This window comes from Ferdinandcohnia salidurans (assembly GCF_042680725.1).
Classification (GTDB): domain Bacteria; phylum Bacillota; class Bacilli; order Bacillales; family Bacillaceae_L; genus Ferdinandcohnia; species Ferdinandcohnia salidurans.
In genome coordinates this window covers 277,523-296,424 of the sequence record NZ_JBHUEK010000004.1, presented here as the reverse complement: position 1 = coordinate 296,424, position 18,902 = coordinate 277,523, and the positions used below count along the sequence as shown (strand labels likewise).

Here is an 18,902-nt window from a genome sequence, read left to right as displayed (position 1 = left end):
CTACATTTGCCCAATTCTTCTTAGGCTTCTGTTCTATTTTTGTTACATATACCCATCTTCTTACAGTTGATATGTTATTCAAAAATAGGTAAAGGGTGTATAGATTGGGCTTTTCTGGGCACTATTCATTTGGAAACTACTTACAGAATAGGTTTCGTGAGATATTGAAAAAATAGTAAGGCAATAATTGATTTTAACGACAATGACAAGAGAGGAACGGATGAAGTTCATCCAGCCTTTTACATACCGTAAAAGAAGGAGATGCAAAAACTTGTCAAATCAAAAAAATTCAGCAATGACAATTGTTGCGATTAGTTCTATTCCACTAATCCTGGTACTTGGTAATTCGATGCTCATCCCTGTTTTACCACAAATGCAAAAAGAGCTAGATATCAGCCAATTTCAGGTGAGTCTTGTAATCACAACATTCTCAGTTGCAGCGGCGATTTCAATCCCATTACTTGGCTATTTCTCGGATCGTTTTTCTAGGAAAGCGGTCATTATACCTGCATTAATTCTTTACGGTACAGGTGGATTGCTTGCTGGTGCAGCAGCCGCATGGTTTTCTAGTCCTTATTTTTGGATCATGGCTGGTAGACTTATGCAGGGTGTCGGTGCGGCAGGAACAGCACCTATCGCAATGGCGCTTACTGGAGATTTATTTAAAGGGGGAAAACAAAGCCGAGTTCTAGGACTCGTGGAGGCATCAAATGGCTTTGGGAAGGTTATCTCACCCATTATCGGTTCCCTTCTAGCGTTACTATTTTGGTATGCTGCCTTTTTTGCTTTCCCAATTTTTTGCTTAATTTCCGTACTTCTCACGATATTCTTTGTTAAAGAGAAAAAGCAAAAGAAAGAACCACCCCCACTTAAAAAATATGTGCGCGGATTGTTTTCGGTGTTTAAACATGAAGGTAGATGGTTATTCACAGCATATTTAGCTGGAGCAACCTGCTTATTCACCCTTTTTGGGATTCTCTTTTACTTATCTGATGTATTAGAAAAAACGTATGATACAGACGGTGTACTTAAAGGGGCTATATTAGCAATTCCATTATTATGTATGACAACAACATCGTATATAACAGGTAGTAAAATCGGAAAAAAGATGCCTTTGATGAAAAAGCTTATCATCATTGGCCTTATACTCATGACTGTTTCGTTTGCCTTATTAGTCTTTTTTGAGAGCTTGATTCCGTTTATTGCCGTTTTGGCAATCAGCAGTATTGGAACTGGGCTTGTATTACCTTGTATAAACAGCTTTATAACAGGCTCTGTATCATCCGAAAAGCGCGGATTTGTTACTTCTCTTTATGGCTCTGTTCGCTTCTTGGGAGTGGCCATTGGTCCACCTATATATGGTTGGTTAATGAATTGGTCAAGAGCCGGTATGTTTTTAACAACTGCATCACTAACACTTGTAGTTGGGCTTTTATGTATGCTCCTAATTCATGTTAAAAAGAAAAATCCTAATAAAGAAACAAATGATTCTCTGTTCAAAAAACTTCAGTTTACCTAATATGATAAAGGAGAGGTTGAGCTTTGCAAATTTTTGTTTCTCCAGAGGTTATCAAGGAAGAATGTCAGATACTAAACATAGTCAATCAAGATAAAAAAGCACTTGGCTATATCTCGTTTTTCTTTGATGATAAAAAAATGTATGTCTATGGACACTGTGAGGAATTGGGTGTAAGTAAGGATTTTAAAGACACGATCACGCCGTACATTCAAGGTATGGCAAAAGCAAAGCCAGATTTAGATATTTTCTCTTACATCTCGATTGGTGGAGAAAAATTAGACTTATCAGAAGAAGAATCAGAAGAAAAGTAAGGATATCAATTTCGATATCCTTTTTTCTTTGTCTAGCTCCAGACGCCATCGGCTCGAGGTCACAAGCCAATCGCTTCTGAAGGCAAAAAGCGCCTTCTGTCAGCGCTTTTCTTGTGCTTGTCGCCGATATTCGGGCGTCTTGCGCATTTCGTATTTTGACAAAACGGTGAACAGATATTTTAAGGACATGGATTATGTTAAAATGGGCTTACATAGACATTGGAAAGGTTGTTTGTAATGAAAAAATTATCTGTCCTTCTCATGCTTATCCTCATGTTTGGAATGGTTGGTTGCTCCCAAAATGGAGATAGTCATGAGTCCCAAGGTGAAGACCATGTAATCGGTGATATCCGTGAGGAAACAGCCTCAATTGATGTAATGCCATCCTTTTTAGATGATAAGTCAGAGGAATTAGTGACAATATATAAAGCTGCAGCAATGCACAAAGATTTACTTGAAACAATGCCTTGCTATTGTGGTTGTGCTGATTCTGTTGGACATCGTGATAATTACGATTGCTTTGTCCATGAGAATAAAGGCGATGCAGTTGTTTGGGATGACCACGGTACAAAATGTAACGTTTGCCTAGAAATCGCCGCTACTGCCGTGCTTGAATATTCAAACGGAAAATCACCAAGTGAAATTCGAGCTATGATTGATGAAACATATAAAGAAGGCTATGCTAACCCAACACCAACTCCACAGCCCGAAATCTAAAAAAGACGTGTGAAATTCACACGTCTTCTTTGTACTATTCCGCGTAATACATAAACCCAATTGCACCAGGGCCAGTGTGAGTGCTGATCACTGGAGTGGTTTCGACGATATCAACATTTTCATACCCAGTCAGCTTCTTAATGGCCTCTTTTAAATTGGTTGCAAGTTCTATTGCATCAACTTGAGCAATCGCTACACCTTTTATCGTTTTATTACTTACATCTTCAGCGAATTTTTTACTTAAGTATTTCACGATTTGAGCATGGCTTCTTACCTTTGAAACTGGAGTATAGACCCCGTCCTGTAAAGACGCAATTGGTTTAATGTTCAGTAAAGAACCAATAAATGCCTTGCCTTTTCCAATCCGGCCACCTTTTACAAGGTTTTCTAACGTATCAACGGTTACAAACAAAGTTGAGTTTTCCCTAATTTCATTGATTCGTTTCACGATCTGCTCTTTCGTTTCTCCCGCTTTTGCCATTTTTGCAGCTTCAATAACTTGAAATGCTAAAGCCCTAGAAATGTACATGGAATCAATCACGGTTACATTCGATTCACTTATATTAGCAGCATTCTCAGCAGAAGTAACTGTACCGCTCATCCCACCAGTCATGTGGATGGAGATAATTTCGCTGCCATCACTTCCTAATTGATCATAAAGCTCGACGAAATGCCCCACTGCCGGCTGAGAGCTCTTTGGCAATTCGACAGAGTGCTTCATTTTCGCTAAAAATTCTTGTTGAGTGATGTCCACCTTGTCTAGAAACGTTTCTCCATCAATCGTGATTGATAAGGGAACAACTTCGATTCCTAGTTCTTTTACTAGTTCCTCTGATAAATCTGCTGTAGAATCTGTTACGATTTTTACCTTTGTCATACGTTCACTTCCTACGTCTGGTACAGCTATTTTAAAAATAGTTTATCCAAATTTTAACGGGGAGTTGCTTACAAATTATTCCTAACCAGAAAAAAAGAGCCGATTTTATTCAACTTTATTCAAAAGAAGACCCCACTTTGAAAGTGGGGACGTATGCATGTTTAATATTCAATTTTGTAAGTAATCATTGAATAAAGTTGAGCCTCCGGCGGATGCCACAGATTTTCAAAGGAAGCTTTTCGAGCATGCTCGAAAAAATCTGGGCGCAAATACGCCAAGGCGTATTTGATCTTTAATCAGCTCATTCTAAAACTATGCATTATGTTTTAAAATATCTAGTTTAAAAATCCGTTCATAATCAGTCCATTTTAGCACTGTCTTCAAATATTCCCGAAACGAATAGATTTGACTTGGACCTGATTTCGTCATGATTTTCGACAAAAATGCTTGTAAGCGAAAATCGAGCATAAAGCGATATGTGTTGCCTTCCTCTAATACTGGAATTTCAATTACTTTTACCTTATGTCCATAACTATTTTTGAACTCTAGGCTTTTGAATAGCAAACTATCAGTCCTTTTTCACCCGTTTCTTATATTATACATGAAAACAAGCATTTCGTCTTTGTCTAAAAATGTAGAATTATTGAATTTAAATCAACAAATTAAATAATGTATTTTCTTTATTTAACTCACGGAATGGGAACCCTTTTTTCTCCATTCGGTTTACTAGTGCTTGGTAGTCATCCTTAGCTTTTAATTCAATCCCAACTAATGCAGGTCCATTATCCTTGTTATTTTTCTTGGTGTATTCAAAACGAGTAATGTCATCAGTTGGTCCAAGTACATCAAGCAAGAACTCCCGCAATGCACCTGCTCTTTGTGGAAAGTTCACAATGAAATAGCATTGTAGGCCTTCATAGAGCATCGAACGTTCTTTAATTTCCTGCATTCTGCTGATATCATTGTTACCACCACTTAGTACACAGACTACTGTTTTTCCTTTAATCTGATCCTTGTACATATCAAGTGCTGCAATTGATAATGCTCCTGCTGGTTCAGCGACGATGGCATTTTCATTGTATAGGTCCAAAATAGTTGTACATACCTTTCCTTCAGGCACAGGAATGATATCGTCAACAAGCTTTTTACTGATTTCGAATGTATTTTCACCCACCGTTTTAACGGCGGCACCATCAACAAATTTATCAATTTTAGGCAAAGTGGTAACCGCCCCGTTGGCAATTGATGTCTTCATACTTGTTGCACCTTCAGGCTCAACACCAATAATCTTTGTTTCAGGAGAGATGCTCTTCATATAGGTTGAAATTCCTGAAATAAGTCCGCCCCCACCAATCGCAGCAAATACATAATCAACTGGTTCTGCACAATCATTTAGAATTTCTACAGCTACTGTTCCTTGACCTGCCATGACATCAGCATCATTAAATGGATGGATAAATGTACGGTTTTCTCTTTCACAGCATGCTACGGCTTCTTCATAAGAATCGTCGAATGTATCACCTGTTAAAATAATCTCTACATAATCCCGACCAAAAGCCTCTACTTGAGAAACTTTTTGTCTTGGTGTCGTGGAAGGCATAAAGATTTTACCTTGAATCTTTAACGCAAAGCATGAAAAAGCCACGCCTTGTGCATGGTTTCCAGCACTCGCACAAACAACTCCATTTTTCAACTCCAGCTCGGTAAGATTTTTAATCCGATTATAGGCTCCTCTAATTTTAAAAGAACGGACAATTTGTAAATCCTCTCGTTTTATCAATAAGTTACATTCGTAACGTTCAGATAGCAATTCATTTCTTTGTAAAGGTGTATGGATTATTACATCCTTCAATGTTTGATTCGCTTTTATGATATCCTCTACATGGATCCCATCTAGTTTTTGTTTTACCTCGTGTGCCACGTGTCCCATATCCCCTTTCACTTCGCTATTTCTACAACAACACTGTACAGTAATGCAGATTTAATTTGTTCATTATAACATGAATTAGCCTATCTGGAGTAAAATTTTCTAAATATTGTATTACTTTTTAAAATGAAACCGCCACCATTGGTTTTCAATAATTTTTTTCTAAAATAACGGGGTAATATATTACGAATGTCATTTGTATTCTTTTTTTATTAGCAGTATGATTGGAGAAAGAAATGTAACAAGAGGTGATAAATATGACATTTCGACAAGAAACATTAAAAGAAGAAATTGCAAATGCCATCACACATGGTCTCGGGGTTTTATTAAGTATTCCTGCCCTCGTCATGCTAATCATATTTGCGGTGAAGTATGGGGACGTCTGGCATGTTGTTAGCTTCTCTATTTTCGGAGCATCCATGATACTGCTGTATTTATTCTCAACGCTTTTACACAGCATCACACACCCGAAAGCGAAAAAGGTGTTCGCGATACTAGATCACTCAGCGATTTATTTATTAATAGCTGGAACATATACCCCCTTCGTTCTTGTTTCGATTGGAGGCTGGTTAGGCTGGACCCTTTTCGGAATTGTATGGGGACTAGCGATTGTTGGGGTCGTGTTTAAAGTCTTCTTTGTTGAAAAGTTTATGATCCTCTCAACGGTTTTTTATGTTCTGATGGGGTGGTTGATCATCGTTGGAATTAAGCCTTTATATGAAAGCATCGGTTTTAACGGCTTTATGTTGTTATTAACTGGTGGAATCCTGTATACAGTTGGAGCTGTCTTCTATGTCTGGAGAAAGCTACCATTTAACCATGCAATTTGGCATTTGTTTGTGTTAGCAGGAAGTGCCGCGATGTTTTTTAGCATACTATTTTATGTCGTAGATGTACCGTTTATCTCATAAAAAAATCCCGCAAATTTAATTCTGCGGGATTTTTTCATATACTAAAAACGTATAATCATATGGATTTTTCTCGTTCTTAATGCCTTTTTCTTCTGAAATAACCTTCCATTCTACTTTATCAAACGCTGAGAAATAGGTATCTCCTTTAAATTCCTCATTGATTTCAGTTATGTACAGACGGTCTGAATGTGGTAGGATTTCTTTGAAAATTTCCGCCCCGCCGATAACGAATAGCTCCTGGTCAGTTTGTTCATTCATTTTAACAATTTCCTCGATGGAATGAATCACTTTACAGCCTTCAGCCTCGTACGAAGTGTCACGTGTAACGATGATATTTTCACGTCCTGGCAGGGGTCGTCCGATTGAATCGTATGTTTTACGTCCCATGATAATGGGGTGCCCCATCGTTACTCTTTTAAAATAAGCTAAATCTGCAGGTAAACGCCATGGTAGATCATTGTCCTTACCGATTAATTGGTTTTTATCCATTGCAACTAGTAATGAAATCATATTAATTCTCCTTACTAAAAAGTCCTAGGATAAATTATACCCTAGGAACTTTAAAATAGAAATGCTTTATAGCCTTATACGGCAACAGGTGCCTTAATGGATGGAAGTGGTTCATATCCCACGATTTCGATGTCATCCATTTCAAAGTCAAAGACAGATTTAACTGCAGGATTTAATTTTACTGTCGGAAACGGACGTGGGTCACGACTTAACTGTAAGTTTACCTGCTCGATATGGTTTGTGTAAATATGGGCATCCCCAATCGTATGGATGAAATCCCCTACCTCTAATCCACATTCAAATGCAATTAGATGCGTTAATAGTGCATAACTTGCGATATTGAAGGGAATTCCGAGAAAAAGGTCGCCTGACATGATCTTCAACTAGGTTCGCTACACCTAGCCCGTTCACTTATGAACTGCTGTATGTCGCCATACAGATGAGACTATATCACGATCCAATGATGGACCCCTACCATTTCCACCTGCTTAGGTGTACTCCCAATTGGGATAGTCGTTCGGCATTTATGTTTCAACAAAGAAACAATTTAGCACGGGATTGTCTTTTGCAAGAGTTTCCCCGTTTAGGTAGGTTTTCTATAGAGATTTCTCCCTAAAGGCGCTCATTTACAAACGCTGATACAACTGACAACTCAATTTCCCATCGGCCACATAAAATTGAAACAGACTGTGACAAGGCGGTAATGCCATGAATTCAACATCACCCGGATTATATCCGACGACAAGATGACGTCTGCTATCTGGGTTATTTTTAATTTGGTTGATGACATTTTTCAACTGGTCAATGGTTTCACCACGTGATGATTCCCATGCTCTCCATTGTTTCCCATAAACTGGACCAAGTTCGCCATATTTAGCAGCAAACTCATCATCCTCTAAAATACGAGTTTTAAACTTGTCCATTTCAGCTTGATACAACTCATTAAACTCAGGGTCTACCAGACTTCTGTTACCGAAATCCGTCATATCTGGACCTGTGTATTCATCGCTCTCAATCCAATTTTTAAACGCCCACTCATTCCAGATATTATTGTTATTTTTTAATAGATATCTGATATTCGTGTCACCTTTAATAAACCAAAGCAGTTCACTCGCGATTAAGCGAAATGGAACTCTCTTCGTTGTAAGCAAAGGAAAGCCCTCACTTAAATTAAAACGCATTTGATAGCCAAACACAGATACCGTTCCTGTCCCTGTTCGGTCCATTTTTTTCGTACCTTTTTCAAGAACATGCTTTAATAGATCTAGGTACGCATTTTCACCATGTTTCAATACATTCACTCCTTGCATGAACTTCATTCTACTATATTACTACAAATAGCAGTCAAATTCATTGCTGAGTTTTGCTTAATTCATTAAAAAGCTGGTGCGTCATTGGTGCTGCTAGTTTTAATTGTTCTCTTGTCTGATCGGAAAAATAGTACATCGCAAAGCTTTCCGCGAAATATTCTTCAGGATAGTTACTAAAATAGGGACGATCCGGGAATAATTGATTAACTTCATTTTTCCAAACGGATAAAAAAGAAGGATCTTCGCTAACCGAACCAAATACAAATTTGTCAATCGAATGGGCCAATTCATGCAACTCTAAATTAATGGACCCGTGCCCCTTTCCTTTTTCACTCGATCCGATTTTGGCTAGTACAACTTCTGAGCCACCAATTCCCGGCACATCGTCCCAAGTCGGTCCATTTTCACTATAACCACGCGGCTTTTCCCCTTTCAAATAGGCTGCCGTAGGCTCGTCCGTTAAATTCCCTGTAAACAGCTTTAGCACAACACCTTTGTCAACCAATCCTTGCAAAATAAGTTCGTCAATTTGGTTTACACGCTCAATCATTTTTGCTGCAGCAGACTCATTAAATCTAGTTTCAGGTAATAAGATAATATTTTTTAATGTTTCATAGTTATTAAGATTCGATGTTTCAATATATAGTGTGAGAGATTGATAATCTTTTAGTGGGACCCCATGAGGAGACGCTTCACCAGGATGATAGGTAAAGCCTACTAGGACAAATAGAAGCGTAAGAATAAGCGTTTTTTGCATAAGAATGCTCTCCTTAATCTATGAATAAAATCGTGATGCTAAAGCGCACTCTTCTTTTAGATGGTAATAATAGTATATCAGATTTGGAAATATGAGTCTGCTAGACTAGGAGTGGTAAGTTTTTCAAGAAGAAAAAATACGGACAAAAAAAGCAATCCATAAGAGCGAATCGTCACTCTTGGATTGCCTTTCCTCTTTTATTAACTTAGCCATTTTGGCGGAGTATTTTTATTCCAATAAATATCACCTAATGCATGATGTGTTTGGAATCCATCATGATGTGTATGATAGTGGAAGTTAAACCAATAGCCATCCTGTGGTGGATGATCCTTTCTTACATGGAAACGGATAATATCCTTTCCTGACGTTTTATCGAAAATATGGAAAATCTTTTCCCCATTTCCTCCAGACGGTTGCTCTGAAATCTCAAGATGGTCAAGTTGTTCAGTTGGATATTGCTCGGCTAATAATTCAATTACACTTTCAATTTTAGGCAAAATTGCACTACGGAATTCATCTTCAATAACAGGCCCTATTTTACTCCCAAATTTCTCGAAGGATTTTGTTTCAGCCTGTGACATCGCATATGTAACAAAGTTTCTACTGTCATATCCATAATCAGATTCAAAATTGGAATATAGCTTCGACTCAGCATTTAGATCATTAATTGAATTTAACTTACTTGGCTTATCGGCATCCGCCTGCTGCATAGTGAGAGCCGGTGGTGGCGCTACCAAACCAAGAGTTAAAACGGAAAATGAAACGACTAATGCTTTTCGCAACCATTTTTTCATAACGAAAACGCCCTTTCAACACATTTACCCTTAACGCCATTTTAACACAATCTAGCAAAAATTTTTACTATGAAATTAAGAAAATGCAAAAAAATAAGGATAAATGCCCAGTAAGGAAATTCATCAAAATCACCACATTTTAAGAAGTTAAAATCCTTCGTAAAATTAAAGTTCATAAAATCCTCAATATTTGATAAAATAGGGATAACTTTATTCAGCAGAAGTTCTCACTTCTGTAATTAGGGATGAATGCAAAAGAGTATATTAAATTCAACAAGGTTAATACTTGGCTGAATAAAGTTAAGCCTCTGGCGGATGCCACGATTTTTCGAAGGAAATTTTTCGAGCGGGCTCGAAAAAAATCGGGCAGAAATACGCCAAGGCGTATTTGATTATACATAATTGAAAGGTGGATTCGTTAGGATGGACTGGATTTTTGGTATTGCAAGTGTTGTTACATTACTATATTTTATAACTTGTTGTGTGACTGAATAGTGAAACCCGCTTTTTAAGCGGGCTTTATTTTTGCAGTAATATGTAATACAACGTTTTGGTTACATTTTCTTTTTCTTACGTCTAGACGAATCCATTTCCATTCGTCCCGTTTCTTTATTGGTAGTACCTTGTCCCTCTACATCTGCAGAACCTAATCCGATTGTTGAAGGGTCCTTTTTACGTTTTGCCATGTTCATCACCTCCGTACGTTATTTAAAGTATCCAAAGGTGTGGCAAAATATCCTGCAACCACGGGCAGTAACTCTTTCTTAAACCTCAATCACTCCGAAATGGAATTTTGCTGTTTTTCGTTTATATACGGTAAATCCATTCTTTTCAAATTGTTCACTTTTCCAATGATCCTTTAGTACTACTTTTTTCTTTGCAACTCGTTTTGCTGCTTCAATCGCTTCAGTACTTAATGAAGAGTATATCGCAAAATGGCGGAGGCCCTTAATCCCTTCTGATTCTTCAATTGTCTCCTCAAACATTGGGTCAAAATAAACGATATCAAAGCTATTCGGGGGACATGCAGATAAAAAGCTTTCATAAGTATCGTGCATCACATCAATTCGAGTCATCGCTTCGTTCATTTTAGGATTTCCGGTGTCCCAGCTCTTTAACCCGCCCTTTAAAAGATAATACAAATACTTGTTTCCTTCTATGGAGGTTACTTTTCCTGTTTCACCTACAACGAAACTCGCTACAATGCTGTCCGACCCCAAGCCTAGTGTACAGTCCAAAATTGAGTTACCTTGAGAAAGACCAGATGCTTGGATAAATGGATCATGCTCACCCTTCATTATTCTTTTCATTCGAAACATAGCAGAGTTGGGATGGAAGAAAAGTGGCTCTTCACCATGTAAAGGATAGATTTCAATCCGATTTTTTCCTACAACAAGAACATCTTCGTTGGTTTGTTCTTGTAACTTTGAGATAGAACGCTTTTTCCTCTCGATAAAAGTAACGTTGAGTTCCAGTGCAGTTTTTTTAGCCAACTCAACCATCTCATCATTTGTTCTCCCTGCTGTCGTTACAATCATATAATCACCTATTTGAACAAAAAAGGATGTCGTAGTGACATCCTTTTTGTACTCCTATTTTAGCAATGCTTATTTAATGCGGAAGTAATGTTTTCCATGATTGCTTCCATTGAATTTGATTCAATTTCATGTCTTGGAATGAAGTGAACAACTTCCTTGCCTTTTAATACAGCCATGGATGGAGATGATGGCTCGATGCCTTCGAAATACTCTCTCATCTTTGCTGTTGCGTCTTTATCTTGACCTGCAAATACTGTAACAAGATGGTCTGGTTTCTTCTCGTTATTAAGAACTGCTTGAGTAACAGCAGGTCTTGCAAGTCCAGCAGCACAACCACATACAGAATTTACGACCACTAGTGTGGTGCCTTCTGTTTTTTCCATGAAGTTTTCTACTTCTTCTTCTGTTTGAAGCTCTTGAAAGCCTGCAACAACAAGTTCTTGACGCATCGGCTTCACAATTTGCTTCATATATTCATCATATGCCATTGACATAAAAATCCCTCCCAATTCAAATTCGATAAACTTAGCATACTATAGATGACCAAGCAAAATCAATTTTCAAACATCCAATCTATACCAAAGTTTTTTTATATTCAGGAGTTAAACCCCCACAATATTTGATAAAAAGCGGATGTAACTCCGATTAGTTATTACGGCTTTCAGTCATTTGCTTCCATACAGAGCCTTTTGCCTCTTCTCCACCTTCAATTCGTTCGATGGCTAAATTGATTTGCATTTTCACTTCGAATTCCGGATCGTTTTCAGCGGCTTTTAGAGCATCTAATGCAGACTCGTCTCCAACCTCGAATAAAAACATCGCTGCGCGCCATCTTACAAGCTTACTCGAATCCTTCAATGCCTCGCACATCGCTTCCATTGCAGCTGGGTCACCGATATCTGACAAACAATCTCCTGCTGTTCTTCTAACAGTAACCGACTTATCCTTTAAAGCCTCATACAAATAAGGTAACACTGAAGGCTTTTCAATCATGCCTAAATACACAGTCGCTAAACGACGAATAGATGGTTTTTCATCTTTCAATGCTTTAGCAAGGACAGGAATATCCTCCTCTTCTGGATCAATTTGTTCGAGACTTGCATAGCGTTTTGTCCATTCAGGGTCATCCAACATCTCCAAAGTAACTTTATAGGATTGTCTTTTTTGGACAGTTGGAGCAGAAGTTTGCTCTGAAATTTGTTTAACAATGCGGTCAAATCTTTCTTTGGGATAAGCCGCAGATAGTTCATCGACAACTTCTTTCCCTATTTCTTCATGATTGCCATATCGAACACCTTGTTCCTTCCATTCTCTTTCTAACACAACATTACCTGAAATCTCTTGTGCACGCAGCAATGCTTCCCGAAACACATCAGGTAATCCAAATCGGAATTCCTGTTCACCGTCATGAAGCTTAACCTGCATCGGTAGACCTTTGTACATTTGAACAAAAACCTTTACTTCTCCAAAATGCTCATCCAGCTTTGGAGCTTCGTTTTCGCCTTCTGTGACAACTTCCCCAAATACCTTTCGAACCTTTGGTAGTAGTTCCTGCCAGTCATACCTCGCATTTCGTTCAACCGCTAGAAAATCTGCTACATGATAGACTCCTTTAATACCTTCAATTGTTAAGATTTCTTTAATAAGTGGTGGTGCTTGATCTATGTTTTCTTTCTTATAATTATTGCTTTTCCCCTTTGGTAGTTCCTCGTCTAAAATAATTTTCATTGTATTCGGACTAGGTGTTGGTTCAATTGATTTAATTTTCACATCTACCGCTCCTTCTCCTACTAAGTATACTAACGTAATTGTAGCACACGAATTAACCATATATCCATTGTGAGAACTTATACTTCTACTGATTAGTCCTTGTCTTATTTTAGCGCTTAAGTACTAATTATCCGAACTTTTGTCATAATGGCTTATTTCACTCAATATCATAAATGTGTGTTCATTAAGAGTTGTTTTCGCTTTTGTTGTACTAAGGATTGGAAACAGGAATACATTTTTTACGTGAGTTATAGTACTACATCAAATCCATAGCCTTTCTCTACAACAAACCTTTCGAAAACTATACTACTTTGCTTTTGCAAACAACAAGGAGGTCTTCAATGAAAAAACGCTATGGAACACGCGAAGCTATTGTCGTGACATCTTTAGCTGCTGGATTTTTTTTCGGCGCCCCACTTGCAGCTGATGCAACTGAAAAGCAGAATTTGGATCCATTACTAGACAAAAACTATCAATTCGATACAAAACAGGAATTACGCTATGGTCATACCGGATACCCAGTCCGTTTTCTTCAATTCGAATTACATAAGTTAAATTTTTATTATGAAACAATCGATGGTCACTATGGAGAAACTACTCAAGAAGCTGTAAAGAGGTTCCAAGAATTATATGATTTGAAGGTTGATGGAATTGCTGGTGAAACAACATTAGAAAAATTAAATGAAGTCATCATACAGCCAAGGCCCCCCTTTTACTCAGTCGGGGACGAGGGACCAGAGGTCAAACAGCTACAATCCAAATTAAACAAATTAAACTATTATAGTGGTTTAATAGACGGGAAGTTTGAATCCGTCACGGAGGCAAGTGTGAAGGCATATCAAAAGAAGTTCAACCTTGAAGAAAATGGGCTTGCCACCGACGAAACAATTGATCACATCATGAAAAACAAAAATGTCAGGGGGCTAACCATTAAAAAAGTAACTGTGGTTACAGCTCGGACACAGACACAGACAAATTCAACTACCGAAACGGAAGAAAGCACAGTTGAACCAATCGAAACTCCACCTGTTGATGGCAGTGTGATATCGATCGCAATGAATTACATGGGGGTTCCTTATGTCTGGGGTGGAACGTCACCAAGTGGATTTGATTGTAGTGGTTTTTTACAATATGTGTTTGCGGAAAAAGGAGTTAACGTCCCGCGAACTGTTTCTGGCATATGGAATCAAGGTGCGAGCGTATCGGCACCAAGTGTTGGGGACTTGGTCTTTTTCCAAACCTATAAACCTGGTCCATCCCATGCTGGGATTTATCTTGGCGACAATAAATTTATCCATGCCGATTCCACTGACGGTGTGAGTATTGATGATATGACGATCAACTACTGGCAATCACGATATTTAGGCGCAAAAAGATTATAGATTTATCAGTTGGGGTTAACCCCCAGCTGATAAATCTATAGCCTCCGGCGGATGCCACGATTTTTCAAAGGGAGTTTTTCGAGCAAGCTCGAAAAAAATCGGGCACAAATACGCCAATGGGCGCATTTGATTATGTGCCCGGCATTAAGCCGAGCCTTTTTTTAGTCATTCACTAGTTCAGATAGTTCTGCCCATCTTTCAAGTAAGTGGTCTAGTACTTCTGATTCCTTCGCATGATCATCCATTGCCTGCTGTGCCTTTTGATAATCACTTCCGGCTGCTTCAATTTCTTTAACAAGAGCTGCAACCTTCTCCTCTTGGGCTTCAATTTTCCCCTCAATTTCATCCCATTCAAGCTGATCCTTGTAGGAAAGCTTTTTTTTCTTTGGTTTTTGCGCCTCTTGTGCAGGTGTTTTTTCGATTTTTTCTTTTTGTACCGACTTCGCAGCCTCAACTGAATTTTTCTCGAGGTAATCTGTGTAATCTCCAAAATACGTTGAAATTTTGTGCCCCTCTTCAAAAATTAACAATTGGTCTGTTACTTTATCTAAGAAGTATCGGTCATGCGAAACAGTAATTACAACGCCTGGGAAGTCCTCTAAATAATCCTCTAATACTGTTAACGTATGGGTATCCAAATCATTCGTAGGCTCATCCAGTAACAACACATTCGGCTCACCCATGATAATCTTCAACAAATACAAACGTCTTCGTTCCCCACCAGAAAGCTTGCGAATCGGTGTACCATGGGTATGCATTGGGAATAAAAACCGCTCTAGCATTTGCGCTGCTGATATCATTTTACCGTCAAGGGTATGAATCATTTCCGCCGTTTCTTTAATATACTCAATCATTCGTTTGTTAAGGTCCATATCTATGCTTTCCTGAGTATAATAGCTGAGCTTAACTGTTTGTCCAATCTCGATTTCGCCCGTATCTACAGGAACTTGACCTGCAATGATATTTAATAATGTGGATTTCCCGCTTCCATTACGTCCAACAATTCCGATTCGGTCACCTGGTTTTACAAGTACATTTACATCCTCTAGAATCTTCGTTCCACCAAAACTCTTTGAAACATTTTTCAATTCTATTACTTTTTTACCTAGTCGGCTACCACCAACTGAAATATCAAGCGAATCCGTATTTACTGTCTTCTTTGCATTCTCAATTTCTTCAAAACGTTGAATACGTGCTTTTTGCTTTGTCGTTCTCGCCTTAGCACCACGACGAATCCAAGCAAGTTCACGTCGGTATAGGTTTTGTCGCTTAAGTTCAGATGCTTGCTCCTGTTCCATTCGAAGCGCTTTTGCCTCTAAGAAGCTACTATAGTTTCCGGTATAGGTGTAAAGCCGTCCTTCATCAAGCTCAATAATTCGGTTCGTAACACGATCTAAGAAATAACGATCATGCGTGACAACTAGTAGTGCTCCATTGTATTTTGCAAGGTAGTCTTCCAGCCACTTAATCGTATCGTAGTCTAAATGGTTAGTAGGCTCATCCAAAATCAGTAGGTCCGGAACTTCAATTAAGCTTTGGGCCAATGCCACGCGCTTCTTCTGTCCACCTGATAGTTCCATCACGTCCTGAGAAAAGTCATTAATTCCGAGCTTTGATAACACAGCTTTTGCGTTTGAGTTTGCCTCCCACGCATTTGCAGCATCCATTTTTTGTTGCAGGTCATATAATTTCTCCTGATTCACTGTGTTCATCGAATCTTTTTCAATCTGAATCATCGCTTCTTCATATTCCTTTAATAACCGGAGGAGTGGTGTACTTCCTTGGAATACTTGGTCAAGAACCGTATTCCCTTCAGTAAATTCAGGTTGTTGCGGTAAATAGCTAATTGTATATCCCTTTGAATGAGTAATCTCACCGCGGTCCGCTTCTTCTACACCAGCAATGATTTTTAATAACGTCGATTTTCCAGTTCCATTCACACCGATTATACCGATTCGCTCATTATCTGTAATGCTGAATGAGATATCCTCAAACAATGTTTTTTCGGCATAGCTTTTTGCTAAATCTTCAACCGTTAAAAGCCTCATAACTGTCCATTCCATTCTTTATATAATTGATCAAGGAACGCTGTCATGAAATCATGACGTTCCTGGGCTGCTTTTTTTGCTGCATTTGTATTAAGTGTGTCTTTTAATTTTAATAATTTTTCATAAAAGTGATTGACTGCCGTTGATTTACCATTTCGGTACTCATGCTTTGTCATGCTTTCACGAAAAGGAAGTTCTGGGTCATAGATTAAATCACCGTGTGCCCCCGCATAAGCAAAGGTTCTTGCAATACCGATTGCACCAATCGCATCTAACCGGTCAGCATCTTGAACGACCTGTCCTTCAATTGTTTTCATAGGTGGTCGACTGCCGCCCTTAAAGGACATTGTTGAGATGATTTCAATGACTTCCTCTTGTTCAGATTCCGTTATTTGTAAAGATGAAAGCCAGCTCCGTACTTTCATAAGGCCTTCCTCTTCTGATTTATTTAATTTCTCGTCTGCCACGTCATGCAACAATGCGGCCATTTCTACGACAAATAAATTGGCATTTTCTTTTTCACCAATTTGCAACGCTGCTTTTCTAACGCGTTCTATATGCCACCAGTCATGACCACTGCTATCATGTTGCAAAATATTTTTCACAAAAGTAGTTGTTGCTTCAATTATTTTTTGCTGCTCCATCGTATCCTCCACTACCATCAATATCGTAACCATTGTATCATATTCTAGCTCCAACTAAACTGTCGCGCACTACAAAACACATGCATAAACTAAAAAAACCAGAGTAAACTCTGGCAAAGTGAAAGGTGGTAAAAATATATGTATCATCCAAAAGGGTTAAATCGGGAAATTGGAACTGCATGGTATGGACGTCATGTTGTATTGATTACGTGTAATCCCACTACAAATCAATTTTTACAACTCCATAAGAGCCTTCATGCTCCCACTGAACCGCCACATCCAAATTGTGCGGAAACAATCTCCCAATTTTTAAGTATTGGGTACAATATCGCAGCTATTGCCCCCCTATCTCATAACAAAGTACAATACATCCTACTTAAATAGATTATTTATTCATCCAACTAACCCCAATTGTATTTTCACCAGCATGTACCCCAATCGCAACACCAAGAGGGTACGCATTAATCGTAATATGGTCTGGTGCAAATTCTCGAATAAGTTGCTCCCATTCCTTCGTCTTAGAATCGTCCAAGCCATATAAAATATAGACCTCTTCCACATGATTTTTCGCGATGGCATCCTTCAGATAACCTAGTATTTTACTTGTTGCTTTATTTTCAGAGCGTACTTTTTCTTTTACTGAAAGCGCACCATCGTTTATTTGGATGACTGGCTTTATTTGAAGCATGCTCCCAAGGAAATATTGGGCCGTGTTCATTCGTCCACTTCGGTGCAATTGCTCTAAACTGCCGATAATAACGTAGGTTTCAAATCTCTCAGCTAAATCTACGATATGTTTTTCAACGTCTGCTACTGCCCCACCATCCTGTATAAGCTTCATCCCTTCCTTCATTAATTTTGTCATCGGATAGGTAAGGATTTTTGAATCAATGACTGTTACTGGAATATCCACTAATTCTGCAGCTTGTCTTGCTGACGAAACGGTTCCACTTAATTTTTCCGAGATATGCAACGAGATAATCTCATCATATTTTTCTTCGAGACTATTATATAATTCTACAAAGCTTCCAATGGAAGGCTGTGATGTTTTTGGGATGGTCTTTGCCGTTTTCAATCGTTCAAAAAATTGTGCTGGTGTAATTGTAACTCCATCAAGATATTCTTCCTCATCAAAAAAGACTGTCATTGGAATCACATAAATATCCTCATGGTTCAAAAGTTCCTCATCTAAAAATCCTGTACTATCTGTAACCCATGCAATTTTCCCCATAAAATCGCCCCCTTAACAAATAACCATTATCACTATATTACTATATATGCTCTTACTATATCATAATAAACATTAAATTATCAGAAAATTTAATCCTTTAGTCGTAAAAAAAAGAGGCGAGATTGCCCCTAAGTTATAGCAGTATGTAGTTGATGAATCGTCTCAATGATATAATCAATCATTTCAAGTAAATCATCAATATGGTCTTCTTGTATTAATCGATGAAAAGTAATTTTACTATTATTCATATATTGATTTCTCGTACCATATTGAAAAGAAATTTCCTGTTGGATTTCCCTTTCGTCACCCCAGATGGTGGTTAATACTCGTTCAATACTAGGGCATACATCCAGAGATTCGAGTTTAAAGTTAAACCCTATTTCCAGATGACACCCTGGTTTATTCTCATCAAGGCTTCGTAGTTCAGTAACAAGATTATCAAGGTCAACTTTCAAGTTAATATAGGCTTGAATTTCATCAATAGCTTTATCCCTAAAGGTAATGCGATATTGCCTACCCATTTTCGCCATTTCCACTTGATCCTGACGATCTGTAATCAAGAGCTGTCCTTCTAGATCTAAATCATAAAGAGCTCCCTCAATTACAACCTTTAAGTTATCAAATACGGTTGGATCAAACATAAAATATACCTTCCT

At 38.3% G+C, this 18,902-nt stretch carries 20 protein-coding genes and 2 pseudogenes; 6 read left to right on the top strand and 16 right to left on the bottom strand.

The window, feature by feature from the left end; all coding sequences use genetic code 11:
• The first annotated feature begins 295 nt into the window (after positions 1–295).
• The 3 genes from ACFSFW_RS01945 to ACFSFW_RS01935 all read left to right on the top strand — a co-directional run bounded on the left by ACFSFW_RS01945 (position 296) and on the right by ACFSFW_RS01935 (position 2,547).
• Positions 296–1,519, top strand: coding sequence for an MFS transporter (locus ACFSFW_RS01945; RefSeq protein ID WP_388034872.1), 1,224 nt, complete (start codon positions 296–298; stop codon positions 1,517–1,519).
• A gap of 23 nt (positions 1,520–1,542) precedes the next feature.
• Entirely contained in the window at positions 1,543–1,830 is a 288-nt protein-coding gene (locus ACFSFW_RS01940) for a hypothetical protein (RefSeq protein ID WP_304219842.1), read from the top strand.
• 237 nt (positions 1,831–2,067) lie between these two features.
• Positions 2,068–2,547 (top strand): PCYCGC motif-containing (lipo)protein, encoded by a 480-nt coding sequence (locus ACFSFW_RS01935; protein ID WP_304219843.1) that lies wholly within the window; start codon positions 2,068–2,070, stop codon positions 2,545–2,547.
• Positions 2,548–2,581: 34 nt separating this feature from the next.
• Here ACFSFW_RS01935 and ACFSFW_RS01930 read toward each other — a convergent pair whose 3' ends face one another.
• From ACFSFW_RS01930 to ilvA, 3 genes are all read right to left on the bottom strand, one after another.
• Entirely contained in the window at positions 2,582–3,424 is an 843-nt protein-coding gene (locus tag ACFSFW_RS01930) for a DegV family protein (RefSeq protein ID WP_304219844.1), read from the bottom strand.
• 312 nt (positions 3,425–3,736) lie between these two features.
• On the bottom strand, positions 3,737–3,988 hold the full coding sequence (locus tag ACFSFW_RS01925) for a DUF2535 family protein (protein ID WP_304219845.1): 252 nt from the start codon (positions 3,986–3,988) through the stop codon (positions 3,737–3,739).
• An 85-nt stretch (positions 3,989–4,073) separates the two neighbouring features.
• Positions 4,074–5,345, bottom strand: a complete 1,272-nt coding sequence (gene ilvA / locus ACFSFW_RS01920) for a threonine ammonia-lyase IlvA (protein WP_304219846.1) — start codon at positions 5,343–5,345, stop codon at positions 4,074–4,076.
• A gap of 263 nt (positions 5,346–5,608) precedes the next feature.
• Here ilvA and trhA point away from each other — a divergent pair, with 263 nt between their 5' ends.
• Positions 5,609–6,262, top strand: coding sequence for a PAQR family membrane homeostasis protein TrhA (gene trhA / locus ACFSFW_RS01915; RefSeq protein WP_304219847.1), 654 nt, complete (start codon positions 5,609–5,611; stop codon positions 6,260–6,262).
• A 15-nt stretch (positions 6,263–6,277) separates the two neighbouring features.
• Here the strand turns inward: trhA and ACFSFW_RS01910 are convergent, their stop codons facing one another.
• The 9 genes and pseudogenes from ACFSFW_RS01910 to ACFSFW_RS01870 form a co-directional block, all read right to left on the bottom strand.
• Entirely contained in the window at positions 6,278–6,772 is a 495-nt protein-coding gene (locus tag ACFSFW_RS01910; RefSeq protein ID WP_388034716.1) for a dihydrofolate reductase, read from the bottom strand.
• A 74-nt stretch (positions 6,773–6,846) separates the two neighbouring features.
• Positions 6,847–7,143 (bottom strand): annotated as a pseudogene (thyA, locus tag ACFSFW_RS01905) (thymidylate synthase); the annotation flags it as partial.
• Between the two features lie 261 nt (positions 7,144–7,404).
• Positions 7,405–8,064 (bottom strand): annotated as a pseudogene (locus tag ACFSFW_RS01900) (thymidylate synthase); the annotation flags it as partial.
• Between the two features lie 58 nt (positions 8,065–8,122).
• Positions 8,123–8,839 (bottom strand): anthrax toxin lethal factor-related metalloendopeptidase, encoded by a 717-nt coding sequence (locus ACFSFW_RS01895; protein WP_388034713.1) that lies wholly within the window; start codon positions 8,837–8,839, stop codon positions 8,123–8,125.
• Between the two features lie 200 nt (positions 8,840–9,039).
• On the bottom strand, positions 9,040–9,633 hold the full coding sequence (locus ACFSFW_RS01890; protein WP_099362816.1) for a YpjP family protein: 594 nt from the start codon (positions 9,631–9,633) through the stop codon (positions 9,040–9,042).
• Positions 9,634–10,187: 554 nt separating this feature from the next.
• Positions 10,188–10,319 (bottom strand): YuzL family protein, encoded by a 132-nt coding sequence (locus tag ACFSFW_RS01885; RefSeq protein ID WP_099362815.1) that lies wholly within the window; start codon positions 10,317–10,319, stop codon positions 10,188–10,190.
• 78 nt (positions 10,320–10,397) lie between these two features.
• Positions 10,398–11,171: a class I SAM-dependent methyltransferase gene (locus ACFSFW_RS01880; RefSeq protein WP_304219851.1), complete on the bottom strand. Its 774-nt coding sequence runs from the start codon at positions 11,169–11,171 to the stop codon at positions 10,398–10,400.
• A 59-nt stretch (positions 11,172–11,230) separates the two neighbouring features.
• A complete protein-coding gene (locus tag ACFSFW_RS01875) occupies positions 11,231–11,665 on the bottom strand; it encodes a BrxA/BrxB family bacilliredoxin (RefSeq protein WP_304219852.1) in 435 nt (144 codons plus the stop codon).
• A 151-nt stretch (positions 11,666–11,816) separates the two neighbouring features.
• On the bottom strand, positions 11,817–12,941 hold the full coding sequence (locus ACFSFW_RS01870) for a conserved virulence factor C family protein (protein WP_388034709.1): 1,125 nt from the start codon (positions 12,939–12,941) through the stop codon (positions 11,817–11,819).
• Between the two features lie 341 nt (positions 12,942–13,282).
• Here ACFSFW_RS01870 and ACFSFW_RS01865 point away from each other — a divergent pair, with 341 nt between their 5' ends.
• Positions 13,283–14,323: a C40 family peptidase gene (locus tag ACFSFW_RS01865; RefSeq protein ID WP_304219854.1), complete on the top strand. Its 1,041-nt coding sequence runs from the start codon at positions 13,283–13,285 to the stop codon at positions 14,321–14,323.
• Between the two features lie 161 nt (positions 14,324–14,484).
• Here ACFSFW_RS01865 and ACFSFW_RS01860 read toward each other — a convergent pair whose 3' ends face one another.
• Positions 14,485–16,371, bottom strand: coding sequence for an ABC-F family ATP-binding cassette domain-containing protein (locus tag ACFSFW_RS01860; RefSeq protein WP_304219860.1), 1,887 nt, complete (start codon positions 16,369–16,371; stop codon positions 14,485–14,487).
• Entirely contained in the window at positions 16,368–17,015 is a 648-nt protein-coding gene (locus ACFSFW_RS01855) for an HD domain-containing protein (RefSeq protein ID WP_304219855.1), read from the bottom strand. Before ACFSFW_RS01855 ends, ACFSFW_RS01860 begins: the two co-directional genes overlap by 4 nt.
• Before the next feature lie 138 nt (positions 17,016–17,153).
• Here ACFSFW_RS01855 and ACFSFW_RS01850 point away from each other — a divergent pair, with 138 nt between their 5' ends.
• Positions 17,154–17,399, top strand: coding sequence for a hypothetical protein (locus ACFSFW_RS01850; RefSeq protein WP_304219856.1), 246 nt, complete (start codon positions 17,154–17,156; stop codon positions 17,397–17,399).
• A gap of 1 nt (position 17,400) precedes the next feature.
• Here ACFSFW_RS01850 and ACFSFW_RS01845 read toward each other — a convergent pair whose 3' ends face one another.
• Positions 17,401–18,246 (bottom strand): DegV family protein, encoded by an 846-nt coding sequence (locus tag ACFSFW_RS01845; protein ID WP_388034704.1) that lies wholly within the window; start codon positions 18,244–18,246, stop codon positions 17,401–17,403.
• Between the two features lie 128 nt (positions 18,247–18,374).
• On the bottom strand, positions 18,375–18,887 hold the full coding sequence (locus tag ACFSFW_RS01840; RefSeq protein ID WP_388034702.1) for a hypothetical protein: 513 nt from the start codon (positions 18,885–18,887) through the stop codon (positions 18,375–18,377).
• Positions 18,888–18,902: the final 15 nt, after the last annotated feature.